Source organism: Paenibacillus sp. J2TS4 (genome assembly GCF_018403245.1).
Lineage (GTDB): Bacteria > Bacillota > Bacilli > Paenibacillales > NBRC-103111 > Paenibacillus_L.
Genome location: NZ_BOSH01000002.1, coordinates 155,402 through 174,379, shown reverse-complemented (window position 1 = coordinate 174,379; position 18,978 = coordinate 155,402). Strand labels below are relative to the sequence as shown.

At 45.8% G+C, this 18,978-nt stretch carries 19 protein-coding genes, 1 tRNA gene and 1 pseudogene; 4 read left to right on the top strand and 17 right to left on the bottom strand.

Annotation, left to right across the window (positions count from 1 at the left end):
• Positions 1–287: 287 nt before the first annotated feature.
• From KJS69_RS05020 to KJS69_RS05010, 3 genes are all read right to left on the bottom strand, one after another.
• On the bottom strand, positions 288–1,622 hold the full coding sequence (locus KJS69_RS05020; protein ID WP_213582203.1) for a M56 family metallopeptidase: 1,335 nt from the start codon (positions 1,620–1,622) through the stop codon (positions 288–290).
• Between the two features lie 10 nt (positions 1,623–1,632).
• The gene (locus tag KJS69_RS05015; RefSeq protein ID WP_213582201.1) at positions 1,633–2,010 is read right to left on the bottom strand and encodes a BlaI/MecI/CopY family transcriptional regulator; all 378 of its coding nucleotides are present in this window, start codon (positions 2,008–2,010) and stop codon (positions 1,633–1,635) included.
• Between the two features lie 179 nt (positions 2,011–2,189).
• Complete coding sequence (locus KJS69_RS05010) at positions 2,190–3,026, bottom strand: nucleotidyltransferase domain-containing protein (protein ID WP_213582199.1); 837 nt, start codon at positions 3,024–3,026, stop codon at positions 2,190–2,192.
• Between the two features lie 298 nt (positions 3,027–3,324).
• On the opposite strand from KJS69_RS05010, the gene KJS69_RS05005 reads away from it, so the two are divergent.
• Positions 3,325–4,680 carry an MFS transporter gene (locus KJS69_RS05005; protein WP_213583041.1) on the top strand — a complete coding sequence of 452 codons (1,356 nt, stop codon included), beginning with the start codon at positions 3,325–3,327 and terminating at the stop codon, positions 4,678–4,680.
• A 125-nt stretch (positions 4,681–4,805) separates the two neighbouring features.
• Here KJS69_RS05005 and cyoE read toward each other — a convergent pair whose 3' ends face one another.
• Both cyoE and KJS69_RS04995 read right to left on the bottom strand, forming a co-directional pair.
• On the bottom strand, positions 4,806–5,711 hold the full coding sequence (gene cyoE, locus KJS69_RS05000) for a heme o synthase (protein WP_249730373.1): 906 nt from the start codon (positions 5,709–5,711) through the stop codon (positions 4,806–4,808).
• 113 nt (positions 5,712–5,824) lie between these two features.
• Positions 5,825–5,898, bottom strand: a tRNA-Cys gene (locus KJS69_RS04995).
• A 222-nt stretch (positions 5,899–6,120) separates the two neighbouring features.
• Between KJS69_RS04995 and KJS69_RS04990 the strand changes: the two genes are divergently transcribed.
• Positions 6,121–7,026 (top strand): LysR family transcriptional regulator, encoded by a 906-nt coding sequence (locus tag KJS69_RS04990; RefSeq protein WP_213582197.1) that lies wholly within the window; start codon positions 6,121–6,123, stop codon positions 7,024–7,026.
• A gap of 33 nt (positions 7,027–7,059) precedes the next feature.
• Here KJS69_RS04990 and KJS69_RS04985 read toward each other — a convergent pair whose 3' ends face one another.
• The 11 genes from KJS69_RS04985 to KJS69_RS04935 form a co-directional block, all read right to left on the bottom strand.
• The gene (locus KJS69_RS04985; RefSeq protein WP_213582195.1) at positions 7,060–7,674 is read right to left on the bottom strand and encodes a MarR family winged helix-turn-helix transcriptional regulator; all 615 of its coding nucleotides are present in this window, start codon (positions 7,672–7,674) and stop codon (positions 7,060–7,062) included.
• A gap of 136 nt (positions 7,675–7,810) precedes the next feature.
• Positions 7,811–8,050 (bottom strand): thioredoxin family protein, encoded by a 240-nt coding sequence (locus tag KJS69_RS04980; protein ID WP_213582193.1) that lies wholly within the window; start codon positions 8,048–8,050, stop codon positions 7,811–7,813.
• A gap of 183 nt (positions 8,051–8,233) precedes the next feature.
• Positions 8,234–8,908 (bottom strand): DUF4097 family beta strand repeat-containing protein, encoded by a 675-nt coding sequence (locus KJS69_RS04975; protein WP_213582192.1) that lies wholly within the window; start codon positions 8,906–8,908, stop codon positions 8,234–8,236.
• A gap of 50 nt (positions 8,909–8,958) precedes the next feature.
• Positions 8,959–9,612 carry a GAP family protein gene (locus KJS69_RS04970; protein ID WP_213582184.1) on the bottom strand — a complete coding sequence of 218 codons (654 nt, stop codon included), beginning with the start codon at positions 9,610–9,612 and terminating at the stop codon, positions 8,959–8,961.
• Positions 9,609–10,385: a MerR family transcriptional regulator gene (locus KJS69_RS04965; protein WP_213582183.1), complete on the bottom strand. Its 777-nt coding sequence runs from the start codon at positions 10,383–10,385 to the stop codon at positions 9,609–9,611. Before KJS69_RS04965 ends, KJS69_RS04970 begins: the two co-directional genes overlap by 4 nt.
• Before the next feature lie 391 nt (positions 10,386–10,776).
• Positions 10,777–11,793: a sensor histidine kinase gene (locus tag KJS69_RS04960; RefSeq protein WP_213582181.1), complete on the bottom strand. Its 1,017-nt coding sequence runs from the start codon at positions 11,791–11,793 to the stop codon at positions 10,777–10,779.
• A 46-nt stretch (positions 11,794–11,839) separates the two neighbouring features.
• Positions 11,840–12,538: a response regulator transcription factor gene (locus KJS69_RS04955; RefSeq protein WP_213582179.1), complete on the bottom strand. Its 699-nt coding sequence runs from the start codon at positions 12,536–12,538 to the stop codon at positions 11,840–11,842.
• Positions 12,535–13,152, bottom strand: a complete 618-nt coding sequence (locus KJS69_RS04950) for a DedA family protein (protein ID WP_213582177.1) — start codon at positions 13,150–13,152, stop codon at positions 12,535–12,537. Before KJS69_RS04950 ends, KJS69_RS04955 begins: the two co-directional genes overlap by 4 nt.
• 55 nt (positions 13,153–13,207) lie before the next feature.
• Positions 13,208–13,771, bottom strand: coding sequence for a class I SAM-dependent methyltransferase (locus KJS69_RS04945; RefSeq protein ID WP_374706614.1), 564 nt, complete (start codon positions 13,769–13,771; stop codon positions 13,208–13,210).
• 252 nt (positions 13,772–14,023) lie between these two features.
• Positions 14,024–14,674 (bottom strand): HD domain-containing protein, encoded by a 651-nt coding sequence (locus tag KJS69_RS04940; RefSeq protein ID WP_213582173.1) that lies wholly within the window; start codon positions 14,672–14,674, stop codon positions 14,024–14,026.
• A gap of 20 nt (positions 14,675–14,694) precedes the next feature.
• Positions 14,695–15,630, bottom strand: a complete 936-nt coding sequence (locus KJS69_RS04935) for a phosphotransferase enzyme family protein (RefSeq protein ID WP_213582171.1) — start codon at positions 15,628–15,630, stop codon at positions 14,695–14,697.
• A gap of 196 nt (positions 15,631–15,826) precedes the next feature.
• Here KJS69_RS04935 and KJS69_RS04930 point away from each other — a divergent pair, with 196 nt between their 5' ends.
• On the top strand, positions 15,827–16,003 hold the full coding sequence (locus KJS69_RS04930) for a hypothetical protein (RefSeq protein ID WP_213582169.1): 177 nt from the start codon (positions 15,827–15,829) through the stop codon (positions 16,001–16,003).
• Positions 16,004–16,238: 235 nt separating this feature from the next.
• Positions 16,239–16,475, top strand: a pseudogene (locus KJS69_RS04925) (hypothetical protein); the annotation flags it as partial.
• A 217-nt stretch (positions 16,476–16,692) separates the two neighbouring features.
• On the opposite strand, the gene KJS69_RS04920 reads toward KJS69_RS04925, so the two are convergent.
• A complete protein-coding gene (locus KJS69_RS04920) occupies positions 16,693–18,978 on the bottom strand; it encodes a WD40 repeat domain-containing protein (RefSeq protein ID WP_213582165.1) in 2,286 nt (761 codons plus the stop codon).

Here is an 18,978-nt window from a genome sequence, read left to right as displayed (position 1 = left end):
TAATCATACAATATAAAACCCGCTTCGCGATCACCCCCGCCGCTTACTTCTGCTTTGTTGCGTTATATCACTGCGACAACACATCCAGCAGTTCATCAATTGGTGGAGCTGTGTAAAGAGGTCGGGCTGATCGTACAGGGGCCTAAAGATAATTGTTGTTATCAAGCACGGATAGTCCTTCACCGCACTACAAAGAACCCATTGACTTAGCAATGGGTTCCCACGAATGTCTTCCAGCCAATATCTTCTTTCAAATTTTTTTGCTTATAGACCGTGTTTCTTACTCATTATTCTGATTTATACCCGAGAGCTTCCCCCCATGTCAGCTCCCCATTCATCACTTTGTCTTTCATTTCTTTAAACTCTTCGCTATCTTCCCAGTACACCTCTCCACGCTCAATTTGAGCTAAAATGTTTTTCCATTCCTCAGGTGTAAATTTACTCTCATCTGAAGGGCTGACTGCGATGAGCCTAGTTTCAAATGAATTTCCTTTCGCGAGTAGATCGGGAGCAGCCACTTTAACATTTTCAACAAACTCTTCCTTATTGTTGTTCATACTAACGGACTCTGCCATGGGGGGTTGTCCGGCCCCAGCTTCAACCTGCGGTATGTTTTTGGATGCCCAAGCGGCTGTCGATGTGCCGATAGCTCCAATAGCCATGACCGCTGCTGCTGTAAGAAGCACCGTATGTTTTTTTAATTTCTTCACTTTAAGTAACATCGTCAATCTCCTTTTCAACTGTTTTCCGCTGCCAGATAAGGAGGCGCAAAATCTGACGGGAACTCCGGAAGAGCCTTCCACCACATTCAAAATCGTTTCACCGTATCGCTTTCGTTCGGCATGGGACATTCCCCTAACCACTTCTTCGTCACAGGACAACTCGCTCCATACATGAATGTCCTTGCGAAGTACGTGAACGAAGGGATTAAACCAATGAATGCTGCTGGCTCCCAAGCTGAACATCTTGACCCATAGATCCTTTCGTTTCAAGTGGATCAGCTCATGATGGATGACCATCCCCAGGTCTATACCCGGCCTATGACCTATGGGAATGAGGATCGTAGGCTTCAACAGCCCCACAAGAACAGGGCTTTCTATCTCGCTGTTGCAGGCGAGTCTAACCTTGCTCCGTATGCCGAGCGCTATTTTACTTGAGGACAGCAGCCTGGCGGCTTCGCTATCCTGTGGCAAAGGAAAGCTCGTTGTATGCAGCCTCCGGATAAACCTGATGTAGGCATATACATGCCAAGCGGCATAAATTACGGCTCCCAGTCCCCATAGGCTCAACATCGCCGAGGCAAAGGCGGCGGATATCGTCTGCTCCGGATTCATCCATTCTGTAGTTATCGGCTCTGCAGCCCTTAGCCCAGAGGTTATCTCTGCCCAAGTCCCCAGATGGGTCAGGTTGGCGGAAGCCAACGGCTCCCGCCAATAGAAAGGAAGCCATTGGATCACAAAGGCTGCAGGCAGAAGATAAGAGATCAGTGCCACCTTTCCCATCACGTAATGCCATGTTGCGGGGATGGCGCCGGCTGATACGAGCCGCAGCAGCAGCATACAAACGACAACGGCACTTCCTGCGACGGTTAGAGCGACGAGTAATTCTAGCCATAGGTTCACTTGAATTCACCTACTTTTCCGAGAACCATTGCTTTAGCTCAGCAATCTCTTCCTTTGACATCTTCTTTCCGTCATATAAGGCTGACAGGAAATTTTTGACAGACCCCTGATACAGCCCGTCAAGTACGCTCTGCGCTTCCCATAGCTTATACTCCTCCGGTGATAGACGGGGAACATACGTATTCGCCCGGCCTTGCTTCGTTGCCTCTAATACACCTTTATCGACCAATCTTGCCAAAAAGGTTGAAATCGTCTGTCCCTTCCATTCTTTTCCTCTGTCTTCAGCAAAAATACGCAGCAATTCGCTGGAGGTGACAGGGGAGCCGCATCCCCAAATGACCTGCATTAACTCCATTTCAGTATCCGACAGCTTTTGAAATTCTTTCACGGTGTACACCTCTCCATTCATGATTATGCGTCCATAATCACTTAATACACTACATCGGTGTAGTGATTAAATACTACTACACCATTGTAGTGATTGTCAATGGAATAAACAACGAGTGTCACAAGAATGCTTCCACGCGAATGGATCTTGCCTTCTCTACACTCGTTGTCGTCGTTTATTTATCCTTGAAGCAGCTTTTCCGTTTCCGCAATGAGATCCTTCAGCATGTCCACCCCTTCCCTAGTGCTTCCCTTGTCTAAAGATAAAAGGGTGACCAGTTGATCTATTCTGTTCTTGTAATCGTGAGGTTTTATTTCAAATCGGTCTACCATCGCTACAGCTTTTTTCTCATTAATGCAGTATTGCTTGTTCTTGGCAAATAAGACTTGATTCAAGCAAGACAGGGCTCGGAAGCAACAACCGCAAACATAAGAAACATCATCTTTATCTACATTGTCTTCGGCGAACCTCACAGAGAAAGTGGCTTCAAACATGAAATATCCAATAATCGCATCCTGCATTGCTTTCGGATAGGGTTCCGTTTTCTTTTTTAATTCCGCTATTTGATGGCTTGGATCAGATATAATCTTGCAAATCGCTACTTCACCCATATACATCACATTCAAGTATGCATGAGGATGGCCGGCATGATAATGGGCTGAAACAGAACCTGATAAGCACTCCTCGATCACTTGGGACACTCTTTTCACATCGCGTAGAATAAGATCAACAGGGTAACCCTTTACGACAAGCCAGCCCCCGGCATTAATCCAAGGCCCCCATCCACCTAAAGCGGAAACCAAGTTTTCTCGCCGCTCATCATCCAATCTGGCAGCGATTTTGCCTAATTCCCTCACGTCAAATCCTGCGGATTCATCGTAATAAATGCCAATATCGATATCGGAAGTGGGCCTATGTGTGTCTCTAGCTCTTGAGCCGCCCAAGACGACTCCTACGATGCCAGGAATACCTTCTAATTGTTTAGATATATCTTCAATGATTTTGTGTACATTCATGCGTTATCTTTCCCTTCTGGCGGATCCCAAGCTTGCCTTCGCCTTCAAGGGTATCATATGCCGTCTGCTTCATGCGGTAAAATTAAGTAAAATAAAAAAATCCTATAAAACAACTCATTTTATGATTTATAATCCACCAGTATATAATTTTTATTTGGTTATTAATACGATTATAAGTCAGGAGGCATTACCATGCGGCAAAAAATGCAGAAGAGGGCACAAAAAATAGGGGATTGCGTATCATCGGCCCTATAAACTGCGACTCCCCTTAAAGGGGCTAACTTAATTGACCAAATTAATGACAGGCAGCAATCCGAAGGCGGTTGCCTGGCTTAGTTTTCTTGCATTTTTCAGTGTTCTTAACGAGACCGTTTTCACGGTATCACTTCCAGATATCGCCAATCATTTCGGCATCACGCCTTCCGCGGTGAATTGGATAAATACGAGTTTTATTCTTTCTTTCGCGATTGGAACAGCAGTGTATGGAAAGCTGTCGGATTTGTACGGCGTGAGGAAACTGCTTCTTCTAGGTCTGTTGATTTACGGCGCGGGATCCTTAATCGGGGCCCTATGTCATTCTTGGTATGCCGGGGTGCTGGCCGCACGCTTTGTGCAAGGAGCAGGAGTATCGGCAGTTCCGGCGCTGATTATGGTCATCGCAGCCCGCTACATCGAGCCGAATCTTCAAGGCAGAGCCTTCGGGCTAATTGGATCGGTGGTAGCCTCTGGGGAAGGCGTCGGTCCTGTAATCGGGGGAATTATAACTGGCTATCTCCACTGGCACTTCTTATTCATCCTGCCGATGATGACACTTCTGACTCTTCCTTTTTTCATCCAAACCCTGCCTGGCGAACCTGTGAAAAAAGGAAAGATGGATGTTGTCGGAGCCGTGTTATTATCCATCGGGATCATTGCATTTACGCTTTTCACAACGATGTATTATTGGGTATACATCATTGTCGGCGCGGTATGCTTTATCGGATTTATGCTGAGAATTCGACAAGCGGAGCAGCCTTTTATTGAACCTTCCCTGTTTAGGAGAAAAACGTTTATCGTCGGCGTCCTAACAGGGGGCATACTGTTAGGTACGGTGGCTGGTTATGTATCCATGGTTCCTTATATGATGAAAGAGGTGCACCAAATGTCGACAAGCCTTATCGGGGTCGGCATCCTGTTTCCCGGTACGGTCAGTGTAATCCTGTTCGGAATCGCCGGCGGCCTATTTGTCGATAGACGAGGATATAGGTTCACTATGATTATAGGCTTATGTATGATCAGCGCAAGCTTTCTGAGCATTTCGTTGTTTGCCGATCAAACTCCATGGCTTACTTCCTGTGCTACGGTTCTCACTTTCGGCGGACTCTCCTTTGTGAAAACCGTTGTTTCCACGAGTGTGGCGGGAGCGCTTAGTTCCGAGGAATCCGGCTCGGGCATGGGCTTGCTTAACTTTGCCTGCTTCCTGGCCGAAGGGATCGGCGTAGCCATTGTCGGAGGTTTGCTGACGAGATCCTGGCTCACCTACCCCCTGCTTCCGACGATAATAGACGTTACAGCATCGCTTTACAGCAATTTGACGCTGGTCTTCATTGCAGCTATCCTCATTGGAGGAAGCTTCTTCTTGTTCGTATATAGCCGGCTTCAAAAAAAGCCTTGAGATAAGAGATAGCTGTACTCCATGGACGTAATACGCCCGCCGCTTATGGTTATTCTAAAGCGGCGGGCGTATTTTTGTAGAAGCAGGCCATTAGGTTGATAATCGGTTGATGAAGCAAATTATAATTACCGTATAGCTGTCTCGATCAGTATCATTGAAAAAGAAACCATTAATAAATAAAGTGAAAATCGAAAATGTTTCGCTGCCCACTTCGCTTCATGTTTTGTAACCAGACCCTGGAGCGACATTAAAAACCAAATGATTAGCAGTATTTCAGTAACGATCAAATAACCTACACCAACGTAATCATTATCGAATAACAAGTAATTAACGGGAAATAAGGCGGCGATATAGGGCAGCATTTGAATTTTCGTTCGACGCACACCTTTTACGACAGGGAGCAAAGGATAGCCGGCCTCCCGATACTCTTCCTTCTTTAAGATCCCCAGCGCCCAAAAATGAGGCGGCTGCCATAAGAAAAGAAAGAAAAATAAAAGCCATGCACCCAGTTCCAGCTTATTTGAAAAACTGCAGTATCCGATCATTGGCGGCATGGAGCCGGAAATTCCTCCGATTGATGTACTCCAAGTAGAGGTTGGCTTAAGCCATGCCGTGTAGATCCCTACGTATACAAAGATACCGATGAATCCCAGAACCATGCTTAATGGATTGACCAATACGTATAAAATGACTAATCCAACTAAACCCGCTCCGATTCCGGCCGCCAATACATTTCGGGGCTTCAGCCGGCCGCTGGGCAAGGGCCGGTTTCTCGTCCGATGCATGTTTAAATCCCGGGTTCGATCCAAGAAATTATTCATCATGGAAGCAGACGCGATGACTAGCGCTGTGCCAACCAGCATAAATAGCAAGGTTGAATATTCCAGATTCCACCTTGAAGCAAGACAGTACCCGGCAAATGCACAAAACAAGTTGGAGGTCATGATCCCTGGCTTGATAACAGAAATCCAATCTTTCCAAGGAGGGGTGTCTGGAAACGGCTGAACTGATGCACCATGGAGGTCCGACAATCTGACCCGCCTCCTTTTCTTATGAAATTTTTAATCGGATATAGAGGCTTGCTCATTCCAATAGTAGCTGTCGGGATAATGTCATCCTCATTTCTTCAGAGGGGAATTTTATTTGGAGGGAGTATCTGGATTCGAACCAGAACCTAAGGTTTTGCAGACCTTCGCCTTACCATTTGGCTATACTCCCGAGATAGTAATTTTTGTATCGTATCCTGATCTTACCCGCTTTCCTTGATATGTTCAATTTCAACTTTTTACTCATAATGATTGGTTTTACCTATCATAAGTTATAGACGGACTTGTTTCATCTCCATTCCTCCAAATAATTTATTAGATAATTTATATTGTTTATCCTATAATGATAGGTATATCCTATCATTATAGGATAAACTTTAAGGGAGGAAGTCCGATGGAATTAAAGCAACTGGAGTACTTTATGGCCGTATGCCGGGAACTGCATTTTACCCGTGCCGCCGAGAAACTCGGCATCGCCCAGCCCTCGCTAAGCCAGCAAATTCGTTTGCTCGAGCACGAAATCGGCACCCCCCTCTTTGATCGCATCGGCAAAAAAAACATGATCACCGAAGCGGGCAAAACGCTGCTGCATCATAGCTACAATGTGTTTCATGAGCTCTCACAGGCACGTGCCGCTATCAGTGAACTGCAAGGGTTAGAAAGAGGATCGTTAAAAATCGGCGCGCTTCTTACCGTTGTCAATTACTTGCTGCCGCCAACGGTTATCGGGTTCCACCGCAATTATCCCCATGTCGAGCTATCGGTTCTCGGACTGCGAACCGGAGATATTTACAACGGGCTGCTTCAAAACGAGCTTGATTTAGGTATCGTATTGCTGCCGATGGAACATGAAGATCTGGAAGCGATCCCGCTCTACAAAGAAAACTTGGCCTTAGCGGCGCCTGCAGATCATCCCGTTGCCCAGAAACCTTCTGTAACGCTTGACATTCTGAAAGAAGTTCCCTCCATCCTCTTGCCGAGTACGTATTTCATGCGGCAACTGATTAACGAAAAATGCCGATCGTTTGAATTCGCCCCCCAGCCGGTCATGGAAATGACGACTATGGAATCGATTATCAATATGGTTAGCATGGGGGTTGGCGTTACCATTCTACCGAGAGCTTACCTTGATTATATCGACAATAAGCAAATTCGAACGATCCCTATTCAAAACCCGGTACTTACGACACAAATCGGTGTCGTTTATCGAAAAAACAAGTATCTATGTGCGGCTAGCCGTGTATTTATGGAGCAATTGATTACTACGGTCAAAAGTGAACGTTTGGAACAGAGGAAATGAAGCCCCGTTCAGGTTTAGGGCAACCTTTTTCTTTTAGACTTCGCAAGAGGAAGCGTGTTCGGGACATTCTTGGAGAGAGGCTTCGTGGGATAGATATTGTTGAATAAGGTCGCAATAATGGGGAGCGGCAGCCTCACCAACATTCGGGTGAAAATGAATGCAGCCCAAACAAGGTTCCGCTACAACAAGATGACCGCTTTTTTGCAGGGCTGTAAGGATAGTGCCCAGCCCGAGCTCGAAATTCGCCAAAACTTCATCCGATATCGGATGAAGCGCTTCTTCAAGAGAGTGCCCCCAATTTTCAAGCTTTGATACGATTTCCTTCCCTTTTGAAGTCAGGCTGAGCAAGGTTACCCGACGATCCTCATATTTTTGAGTTTTCATTATCAGCCCTTTGCTAACCAATCCATTCAAAATTTTCACCGCCGTTACATGAGTGGCTCCAATGGAATTTGCAAAGTTGCCTACAGTAGCCACATCGCTTCGCGTATAGGAAGAGAACAGCAGCGCTTGAATTTGTACAGGTGACAATCCCAAGGCATCGCTTTCGGCCTGCGTCAATTTTTTTATTGCCTGCGACATCCGGAACAGAGCCATGCTGATACGGGCTGAACGATTATCCTTTCGATGCTGGGGATCAAATATCATAGTTTCTTCGTACCTTCCCTATTCATTCTTTTATTTATTTTACATGTAAACCTGGTCAGTTAAAAGCAGGCTCGAAACTTCTTTCGTTAGAGGAAACAGAAGAAGGTGCCGCATCCGGCACCCCCTTCTTTTCGAACTATCCTTTTTTGACATCTTCCATGCTTGCACCATAATTGATATGATAGATGTTTCCGTCGATCACCAAGGCAGGAACTGATTTAACCCCTGCTCTTTCCGCTTCTTCAATGCGGTTTCGCTCGGTACCGAGATGTACGATTTCTGTATTGATTTTTGATTTGTCAAGATACTCAAGCACAACCTGTTCAGCATCTACGCAAATCGGACAACCGGCATGATAAAAAACAGCTTTTGACATCCACCATCCACTCCCCTGATTTTATATGTAGCATTGCTACATAGTTATATTATAAGAGAGACTGTAAATAGTGATCAATTACATATTCCTTATGGTTATCATAGGAAAAACATTATGATTGTGTTTTGAAATCAAGTACTTTGCCAGTCTATCATAATGAGGCTAGTAGGGCCATGTAGTTGTTTATTTCACTGTTATGTTACCGGAAGTTGTGTTGACATCGATCTCATACGTTCCTTCACCCAATTTCCCTTCAATGGGGCTATGATTTTGTGTGGAGTCGTTCTGTATAGGAATAGAAAGAAAGTATTTCCCGCTCCCTGTCTTGGCATGAAAGTTAATATCTGGTTCGCTTGTGTTTAGCTTTAATTGAATATTGCCGCTGGTAGTTGATACATGAACATGACTGTGAAATGGCGCAAAATCAAGAGAAACATGACCGCTCTTGGTATTCACTGCGATATGTTTATTCTCGAATTGATTGGCCGTCACACGACCGGAAGAGCTGTTAACATAGATTTCTCCCTCATATTCAGCAGGAATTCGCACCAGAAGCCTGGGCTTTCGACCAATACCGGCTAAGGGACTTTCGATTCGTATATTGATTTCATCCCCATCCTGATCAATGGAAACTCCAGATTTGGCAGCAAGACCCCATTGCTTATCGTACCGTATTTCAATGTCATCGATTTCCGCACTCTCCAGTTCTATTGCTATACTTCCGCTATGAATATTGACAACCATTGCATCATTAAGTGGAATGCTTTGAGCAGCATGCTCCTTGGAACCACCTTGATCACATCCCGATACCACAAGCATGATTGAAACTATCAAAAGAGACAATAATATTTTTCGCAATGTCTAATCCCCTCTTCTTTAATAAAGTTATCATGGAGTATCGGCTTGAGTCAGGCATTGAGCAGGAGGATAAGCCCGGCAATAAACATGACCCATGAAAGAGCGGAACCGGAGCTTCTCGCCAATTTAACCCGTAGCTTCTCCAATGGCTTGTGCATCCAGCGGCCAAAAAGCACATGCAAACCTAACAGCACCAGTGGCGGAAATATCATGACGAAATTATAACCAGCTAATAGGGGAAGCCACTGCATAGGCGTCAATTTAGCTGCCGTCATCATACCAATCGCGGCAAAGTAAGGCAGAGCTGTAGCTACCTCAATTAACGACGTCGTAAAACCAAGGATGACCATAGCGCCGATACTCCGGTCCGTTCTTCGGGCGGGTTCCCATGAATTCGTCTTTTTCTTGGCAGGGACAAAAAAACTGATGACAACCAAAGCTATTCCAATCCATGTCATGGCTTGGCTTATGGCCGGGTGTTGAAAGAGTCCGGTAAAGGACTGGATAACGGTGTCCAGGCCGAGCATGAGGGAAACGCCGACTGCAAAGTAAAATCCTGCTACAGTCGTCAGATATACTAGAAGACGCGGAATATGCCGCTCTCTTGCTGTAAGCAGAAGGTACACAGTCACTGCCAAGGTAGCAGGACTCAGCGTATCCAATACGGAAAGCGCTCCGACTGAAAGCAGCAATTCCAAACTCATGACGGTTCGTCCTGAGAATCATGCGACTCTCCTCGAGCTATATGGATCTCCCAAGCCTTCTCGACAAAATCAAGCAATTTCTGGTCGATAGGGTACAATCCCATTTGCTCGGACTGTTCAGGTGATTTTCTTATCTCCCACATCTTCTCCAAAAAACTATCGGCTTCAGCAAATGTATCCTCCATCTTCTCGTTCATCCGCCGAATGATACGCTGGATTCGCGGTGAATCGGGTCCCTCATGGATATGCCGTTTGACTTGTCCAAGCAATCCCATCCATTCGAGGGAATCGGGATCATTGCTGTTTATGTTGGGAAGAAGCTTCAGCCACTCCCTTTCCTGTTCCTCAAACATCCGACTTCGAAAATCATGCTTGATCTTCTTGTCCAGGCTGGATAACCGGATCAATTGCTGAATGGCACCGCTGAATTCATCTCCTTCTGCGATGATGGTATGGATGAGTCCGTGCAAGGATGATTCCATTTGTTTCAATTTATCCTGTTCCTTAAGCACATAGGCCAATTGGTTTTTCAAGCTGGCCAGCCAGTTCCAGTCGGGATCGGAAATCATCTCCTTAATTTCATCCAAGCTGAATCCCATCGTTTTTAGAAATTGAATTTGCTGCAGTTTTTGTAGATCCTGTTCCGAATACAACCGGTGGCCTCCCTCTGACTTGGCTGAAGGCGCCAGCAATCCAATTTGATCATAGTAACGCATCGTCCGGACAGTAATCCCTGTCTGATTCTTTACTTCTTTTATGGAAATCAGCCTCATACACCTGCTTTCGCTAATTATCGCGGTAACTTTATTATCATGAGCTATTGATATCTTGGAACTCTACATAGTCATTATAAAAGATGACGTAACGTCACTTTCAACCCCATAGAATTAAAAGTAGTTATGATCTGGCGGTCTCATCCACTGGATTTCTCACAAAATCAATCCGAGTTCAACTTTTCCCCAATATAAAAGAGGACAGCTCTAAATGAGTGCCCTCTCGTATTCCGTTGCTATCGTCTTCGCAACAAGTCCTCTATGTTATATAAATTCATAACAGTTCATAAAAGGAATGAACTTGAATTCCTCTGAAGGAACAGGTCCACCCGCTTTTATCCGACCTGCATTCACTTTCCCTTAAAACCCATTGCTGCCTGCTGCAGACACTTCAGTCAGGAATACGAGGCAGCTCGATAAAAAATGTGAAGTGCCCGCTTAAATGATTCAACCCGATTCGTCCTCCATGCAGTTCGACAATGTTTTTGGCAATCGATAGCCCCATGCCAGCACCGGAAGACGCATGATTGTCGTTTCTCGATGGATCGACCTTATACAACCGTTCGAATAACCGTTTTTCATGCTCTTTCGATATCGGTTTACCTACATTTTCGACGGCGAAATAAATATTGTGCTGTTCCGCGGAAAGCCGAACCTTGATTTCACCCGGTTTAATTGAGAACTTGAGCGCATTCATCAATAGGTTGTCGATTGCACGGACCATCTTTTCAGAATCGACATATCCGTAAATCGGCGTTTGATCCCGAATGATCTGTACGGTAAGTGAATTTTCCTGCGCAATGGGCTCGAATTCGTTAATGATTTGTTCCAACAAACCGTTCAAATCCATCTTCTGAAAAGAAAGGTTTGCCGTGCCGCCGGTTAATCGCGTGTATTCAAATAAATCGTCAATCAGCTTTTTCAGCTGCTGCGTTTTGTTATAGGCGTTGTCGATATAGCGCTTATGTTCTTCGAGATTCGTATAATCGTCATTTTTCAACAAATTCAAATAACCGATAATACTGGTCAAAGGCGTTCGCAAATCATGAGAAACACTCGTTATCAATTCCATTTTCGAATATTCGATTTCTCGCTCTCGATTGATTTTTTCCTGCAGCTGCTCAGCCATAAAGTTGATGTTCTTTGCCACCTGGCCCAGCTCGTCTTCATTGGATAGAAGAACACGATAATTTAAATTTCCTTTAGCCATGGTCAACAGCCCATCGGCCAAAGTCCGTAAATTACGCACGATCGGACGGGTGAAGAGGAAGAAGAAGAACATAAACGTAGCGACCAGGAAAATAAAATTCCCTATCGTCCCCAGTTTTCTAAGGTCAAATGATAAATAAACAACAATATATGATAAAGCCACCACGAGCATAAAGCTTAGCAGGGCTGCCCAAAACATTCGTATCCGGATATTCTTTTTCCCGCTTAGAACGGAAAGGAGCTCTCTATTCCACTTTATATCCAACACCCCAAACGGTTTTAATATATTTAGGTTCCCGTGGATGATCTTCGATCTTCTCGCGAATATTGCGGATATGAACCATAATCGTATTATCGGATAGGAATTTATCTTCTTTCCACACGCTCTGGTATATTTTTTCCACACTAAACACATGCCCGCGATGGCTGGCCATCAGCTCCAGAATGGAAAATTCAAGCGGTGTGAGCGATACTTCTTTGCCGCGCACCGTCACAATATGGCGATTTATATCGATGACCAAATCGTTAATTTCGATGACCGAGGCTTCAAGAAGCGCTTTGTCGTCGCTTCCTGCAGCCAGCTTCTGCCTGCGAAGCTGTGCTTTCACCCGAGCGATCAATTCCAGCGGATTAAACGGCTTGGCGACATAATCGTCGGCTCCCGTCGTAAGCCCGGTTATTTTATCGATATCTTCACCTTTGGCGGAAAGCATAATGATCGGGATACTCGACGTTTCGCGGATTTTGAAACACGCTTTAATTCCGTCGAAATTGGGCATCATCACATCCAATATGATTAAATCGATCTTTTCGCGATTCAATACTTCCAAGGCTTGGAGGCCATCCACAGCCTCTAATACATGAAATCCTTCATTTCGCAAAAAAATGTGAACCACATCGCGAATTTCCGGGTCGTCATCGACTACGAGCACTTTTGAAGTCAAGCTTTATCTCTCCCTTGGATTTTATGCTGATTGGAGGTATACCGGATAATGAAAAATACTGCAGTCAAGACAAACAGAATCCATAGCAGCCTTAATCCATGACGATAGACGAGTTCGCCGACTTGTTGTACATGATCGCCGACAAATCGGCCGACGATGAAGAAAACGGCCGTCCAGACAAACCCCGCTGTGAAGGAGAACAGCGCGTAACGCCTGAATGTCATTTTGTTAAGGCCTATTACGTAAGGCATGACATGACGTAATATGGGGAAGAAGTAACTTATACATAATGCAAAGCTACCATATTTATGCACCAATGTCTTGGAAAAATCGAGCCAATGGTTCATTCTTTTCCTTCGTTGCAGCCGGTCAAGCACCGATGTTCCAAATATGCGGCCCAACACATAACCTAGCGACAAACCGGAGATAACCCCCAAATAGGTCAGGACAAAGGCGGGGAACGAGTGAAGAAGCCCGTTCGCCGTTAAAACTCCTCCTGTCATCACGATAACCTCATCTGGAATCGGCAGGCCGATGATGCCCAGCCATAATGCGAAAAACAGCGCAGCATAACCAAAATGCTGAATCAACGATAGCAGCATATCATAATTCATTGGCGACATACTCCTTTCCACGCGAGTACGCGATAAGATTTTTTTCCATGCGGCATCAAAGCCTTCTGCGACAAACGTATACGAATGCCGGCGGTATATTCCAAGGAACATAATGAACGTGCTCCATTTCAAATAGACCGCTCAGCTGTTTCTTCATCTGCTGTGAATATTGGAAGGCGATGAACAATCCGCCCGGCTTCAGCGAGGTTACGATTTGTTCCATGAGTTGATCGCGCAGCTGCTGCGGGAAGTTGAAAAACGGCAGTCCGCTCAAAATACAGTCCAGATGCTCGATCCTTTCGTTCTCCAGCGCTTCTTGAAGATTGCACGCATCGGCGTAACAGGTATAAGCGGGGAACCGTCTCGTTAATTGATCGCGCAGCAACGCATCCATCTCAAACAGCATCACATTCGCATGTTGCAGGTTTACCGCATCGATGTATTTGGTTATGGCGCCCGTACCTGCTCCAAGCTCGGCAATATGTTCAACCCGTTTCCAGTTCACCTGTTCGAGCATTTTTTTGGCTAAAAACATCGAGCTTGGTGTAATGCTTCCGATTTGCTTCGGCGCACGCGAAAATTTGTACAGAAATAACAGCTTCTCTTGGATATGTCCCATCATAAGTCTCCCCCCTCCTTTTCAGTATCCTTATACTAAGAAAAATTTCTTCGGAACGAACAAAGAAAATTCTGAAGAAATTCTGAAGTTAGCGGAATAAAAACACGCCGCGCTTCTCGGGCTGACAGCAGAAAATGCGTACCTCCAGGTATGCCTAAACGCAAAAAAACATGCCTCAATTGACATGTTTTTTTGCGGATTCTGTGAAAATAATAACCTGCGATTAGAACAAGGGGTATGTTCTTCCAAACTTTACTCTTCCATATTATCTCTTAATTCCCACTCGTTATAGAATTGCTCTAAAAATATTTCCATGAATTGATGTCTGTTCTCAGCTATTTGCTTGGCATATTCCGTATTTAGTAAAGCCTTGATTTTTAACAGCTTCTCATAGAAATGATAGATGGCTGTCTTTTCTTCCGACCTATAATCCAGATGTCTAAAATCCCGCTCCGGGTCATGCAATAATTGCCCTTTCCAGCCCGTGTAAATAAAGGTTCTTGCAATTCCTATCGCTCCCAAAGCATCCAGTCGATCGGCGTCCTGAACAACCTTGCCTTCTATTGTCTCCATTGACGGATTGCTTCCGCCGTTAAAAGACATCGTTGAAATAATAGTCATAATTTCTCCAATGGTTCGCTTGTCTATCTTTTGTTCTGCGAGCCAATGCTGAACCTTCAATAATCCGGCCTCTTTGGATTCATTAAGTTTTTCATCCGCCACGTCGTGCAGAAGCGCGGATAGTTCGCATACAAAGAGATTCGCATTTTCTACTCTGGCCAACTCCACAGCGAGCCTTCTAACCCGCTGAATATGCCACCAATCATGTCCGCTCCGGTCCGAGTCCAATTCTTGTTTAACAAACTGCTCGGCCGACTTGAGGATGACTTCTTTTGTTTTCATTGTTTTCCCCCTTAAATCTCCTAAATTACTATATTGCAGCCATCAAATGGCAGATCATTGTGAATAAGCTCGACAGCATGGACCATCGCATTCTTCTGATGTTCCGACAGGTGACTTTCATCTCCGTCCCAACGGCTGAGCCACCAGAAAAAGGAGCATATATTCCTGTAATCCATAAACATGGGGATTTTTCGGATCCAATACTCGTCGAGATGATTATTTTTGAAATAGCCTTTTAAAAACTCATTCAAAAATCGTTGAGCAAACTCATTTTTAGATTTTCGATCTTCCTTTGGCGATCCCCACCATACGGCATGAGCCGCCGCGATTCCAATGTCCAAAGCAAACCAGCCGTAGATAGAATCGTCAAAGTCAAATACTGTAATGTCTCCCCCATCAATATGGAAATTATAGGGATGAAAATCATTGTGAATCAATCCATAGGAGTGGACGTCTTTAGGAAGCGCGATAATAGTCTGTTCAAGGGCTCTCAATTTCTCAAGCAGGATTTGATAATGACCTTGCTGCAAATAAGGATTCTCAATACTCAATGTAATCCAAGCATCTCTATTTACAAGTTGATCAGAAGAACCATAGGATTGGGTAAGTTGATGCATTCTACCCATGACTTCTCCCCACTTCCCGAATATGTCCGGGCCCCATAATTGCGGATTGTTTTTATCGAAAAACCGCCCTGATGCCATATGGAAAGCAGTAGCAATATACGAGGTATCCTTTTCTTTATAAACGGCGGTCCACTGATGATCCGTTGTTTGGATGGGTAAGGAGGCGCGGACGCCGTTTTCCGCTAAAAAGTGTACCCAATCCACTTCCGCTTTGATTCTGTCTGCATGCTCTAGAGGCTTTTCAGAAAGCCTCAGGATATAGGGGCGATCATTACGGGTGAACCGATACACTTCATTACTCGAATTACTAATAAACATCAATGTTTTCACATCAAATTGAAAGGATGCCGCCGCTCTTTGCAGCAGGCCTTGACTTACCATCGAATATCCGCCCCTTCCTCCAATTCATACTCAAAACCCGTTTACACATTATGCCATAAGGCCATGGAAAATGTACAGAGACCAAGATTCAGGCCATGGTTGCAACCGTTGGACAAATCATATAGGGTGAGGATAATTTTATGCTATGGCACACACAATCGTCATAGGCGTGATCACTTATGAGCGCTTACTGATGGAATTGGACCAAAAAGACTATGAAATAAATGGAGATGCTATCGAATTAGGTATTATCGATCTTTCTGTGGCACAGGACGACAGCGAGTACGTAACGGAGATACAAATCCCTGTCGTAAAGCGTTAATTGTATTTTTGTTTTTTTATCAACCTCCTTGACCTTCAAGCTACTTGAAGGTTTATAATGCTTCTCTGAGGAGGTTAACACAATGACAGAAGCAACTATTAAACTAAGGGAAACGCCAGTAAAAAACTGTTTGTCTCCTATTTAATTCCTTCCGTGCTCGGCATGCTGCTAATGTCAACGGCTGAACCAAAGCTTGCGGCTCACGGTACAAACGGCTTTAACCTCCGGCCTTCTGGCCGTTCTCATCGGTTTTGTCGGCGCCGGAATGCTGTTCGTCATCCCATTATTGTGGATACTGCCCCATTGGTTTGGCCTGAACGGGATATGGCTAGCGCTCCCAACGGCACAAGCGATAACGGCTTTAATCGTTTTTATGATGAATCGCCGCAATCATCCGGTTTTTCAGCTTGGGGTCCGTCCATCAGGTGATCGATTCCACGGTCCCACTTCGGTGACCAGAACGACTAATTAGACAGAATTGAGACATGAAAGATTTCTACTCCTTCTATCCATGACAATAAGCACACCTTCATGGAAGAAGGAGTGCTCGTCAACCATCGGGATATATTATTTAAATGCCTTTTCACTTTCTATTTCACCGCGCCTGCTATTTTTAGGGCTAGCTTTTCGTCAAGCGCTAATTATAGTTTTGAGCCATATTTCTTCAGCCGCTAACAGTTATGCATCCGTCAGTAACCATCTCTTTCCACTTTTTCAGCACCAACCGCTTTACCGGTCGGAAAAGCAACCTCCCTATACCGGACTACACAGCCGTACTCTTCTCCTGAGGCGACGCACAGGCATTCGTCTTCTTGAACGTACGCGAGGGAGGAGATGTAATGGATATTAGCCCACTCCGTATCCATGTCGCGCAGCTCATTATTGTCTTTAACGACACGCGGCCTGCCCAAATCGACGAAGCCGCATTCGCGCGAAAAATGAAAGACATGCCCCGCATCCTTAGTCCCGCCGTGCACCCCTATGACTTCATCGTGATTCCGCTTGATAAAATTCCGCAGTTGACCGCTGGAATGCAGCCTGCCGTACACAGTCGTTCGGCGGAGGTCTGACGAGAGCGTAAACAGCATGCCGTCGTACGTTCCAAGCACAATCGTTCCGTCCCCTAGAACAGCCCCCCCTGTTATTGTCGCTCTGAAGGCCCTCCCTCTAATAGAAGGGGTTCGAATGGCGAGCGTCTCCGAGCGCATTTCGCTTATATCATAGATCCGCATTTCGTCGTTTTTGGCAGACAGCAATACACGATGGTCACTCAGCTTCACCGGTTCCGCGTCGTTTGTCTCCATTCGTATATTTTGCAGCATACGGAAGCCGCTGCTGCCAAGGTCACAAACGTATACGGCTCCATCATAATCGCTGGTGAGCAGCTTGTTCCCATCCAGCATGAAGTGGAGTCTCACAAGTTCGATACCTCGAGGAACCTTCAGTCTATGCCCAACTCTTTTCCGTTCGAGCTCGATAAGTACGATGCTTCCGTCTGTTGTTAGCAACGCAGCCTTGTTCTTGCCGGCATCCACACAGGATACCGGAGCGCCTTCGTCGTAGACGACCGCGATTTCCTTAGGCTCCTCACCGCTATAGTCGGATTCGATTAGATACACGCTCTCCTTACCGCTGATGGCATAAACTTTGCCGTCCATCGCATGGACATGCTTAACCACTGTGTCCTTCCAATCCATATACTGGTGAAGCGGCAAAGTGCGAACCGTCTCCGCCGCGATATGCATAAAGGCCGGACTTCCGACCCCGTTATAATCCGGTTCGGTATAAGGCCGAATCTGCGCGTCTGGCGCATCTTCCCCCGGAGGCTGCAGCTTGTTCACGTCAACTGCCAATACGTACGGGGAAAATTCCCCGCATACGTCGACCATGTGAAGCCAACCGTCGCGGTCGAAAAGCATCTCGCAAATGTATTGTGAATCTTTGCCGCCCGGCGTGATGAGTCCCAGATTTTCCGGTTCCCCTCCACTTAAAATATCCCATCTGACCAACCGAATCGGGCAATACTCGTCGTATGTTTTCAGCCCGTAATACAGAACGAAGTTGCCGTCCGCAGCCAGCCCTCCGATCCCGTAAGGGTTCTTCGGTATTTGATGGCGCAGATGAACCGGACCGTGCCTGGTCACTTCCAGCGTTTCCGGATGAAGCTCGATCATTTCCCCATCCATATTATCGACCATAAACAAAGTGCCTCGGGGGGAGCGAAGTGCAAAAATAAACTGCCTTCGTTGTTTCGTTCCGTTTGGGGACATGAATCTTATCTTCAGGTCTTCGATGGCGTCCCGTTCGGGGTCGTATCTCCATATACCTCCGGTAAAAGAGCTGCCGTACAGGCGTCCCTTATCGTCCTTCGCCAGTCTGCATGAGGAATATTCTGACACCTTGCCATAATCTTTAACCTCATTCGTTTCCAGATCCAACCGGTAAAAATGTCCCCTCATATACCCGAGAAAATAATAGTATCCCGGATGGTTTCCCAACATGCCGCCATATATACTTTCCCTCGGGACGGGAATTCCTCTGACCTGCACCTCGTTCGTGTCGGGATTGACGATCATCACAATGGACCCGGGATACCCCTCCCACGGGTCTTCATAATGCTGCTCGAACATCCATTGCTTATGACCAGGAGCCGGCGCCGTGTTGTGGGTTGCCATAATGAGCCGGCCGTCCGGCAGAAAATCGATGCTCGTGTGAATTTTACTCGGCGGCATATGCGCCGGATCGATGATCCAGACGTCCGCCACATCGAAGATCAGCCGCAGCTCCCCCGTTTTTGGATAATACTCATACAGCAAAGCCGTCAACGGTTTTTCGTTCTCGCCGCATACGCTTATATAAAATCGGTCATCGGGCGATCGTACGAAATCCCATACCGCATTATGCCCCTTCTCGTTTGGCAGCTGCGTGTACCGGGTGTTCGCTTCCGGGATCCCGGCCAATAAATTGTGTTTCAT

Excerpts from the sequence above, each read along its gene's own strand:
- KJS69_RS04940 (WP_213582173.1), bottom strand. The coding sequence starts at position 14,674 with ATGAAAACAAAAGAAGTCATCCTCAAGTCGGCCGAGCAGTTTGTTAAA.
- KJS69_RS04945 (WP_374706614.1), bottom strand. The coding sequence starts at position 13,771 with ATGGGACATATCCAAGAGAAGCTGTTATTTCTGTACAAATTTTCGCGT.
- KJS69_RS04970 (WP_213582184.1), bottom strand. The coding sequence starts at position 9,612 with ATGAGTTTGGAATTGCTGCTTTCAGTCGGAGCGCTTTCCGTATTGGAT.
- KJS69_RS04950 (WP_213582177.1), bottom strand. The coding sequence starts at position 13,152 with ATGAATTATGATATGCTGCTATCGTTGATTCAGCATTTTGGTTATGCT.
- KJS69_RS04965 (WP_213582183.1), bottom strand. The coding sequence starts at position 10,385 with ATGAGGCTGATTTCCATAAAAGAAGTAAAGAATCAGACAGGGATTACT.
- KJS69_RS04960 (WP_213582181.1), bottom strand. The coding sequence starts at position 11,793 with ATGTTTTGGGCAGCCCTGCTAAGCTTTATGCTCGTGGTGGCTTTATCA.
- KJS69_RS04930 (WP_213582169.1), top strand. The coding sequence starts at position 15,827 with ATGGCACACACAATCGTCATAGGCGTGATCACTTATGAGCGCTTACTG.
- KJS69_RS04985 (WP_213582195.1), bottom strand. The coding sequence starts at position 7,674 with ATGATATTTGATCCCCAGCATCGAAAGGATAATCGTTCAGCCCGTATC.
- KJS69_RS04980 (WP_213582193.1), bottom strand. The coding sequence starts at position 8,050 with ATGTCAAAAGCTGTTTTTTATCATGCCGGTTGTCCGATTTGCGTAGAT.
- KJS69_RS04990 (WP_213582197.1), top strand. The coding sequence starts at position 6,121 with ATGGAATTAAAGCAACTGGAGTACTTTATGGCCGTATGCCGGGAACTG.
- KJS69_RS05010 (WP_213582199.1), bottom strand. The coding sequence starts at position 3,026 with ATGAATGTACACAAAATCATTGAAGATATATCTAAACAATTAGAAGGT.
- KJS69_RS05005 (WP_213583041.1), top strand. The coding sequence starts at position 3,325 with ATGACAGGCAGCAATCCGAAGGCGGTTGCCTGGCTTAGTTTTCTTGCA.
- KJS69_RS04920 (WP_213582165.1), bottom strand. The coding sequence starts at position 18,978 with ATGAAACACAATTTATTGGCCGGGATCCCGGAAGCGAACACCCGGTAC.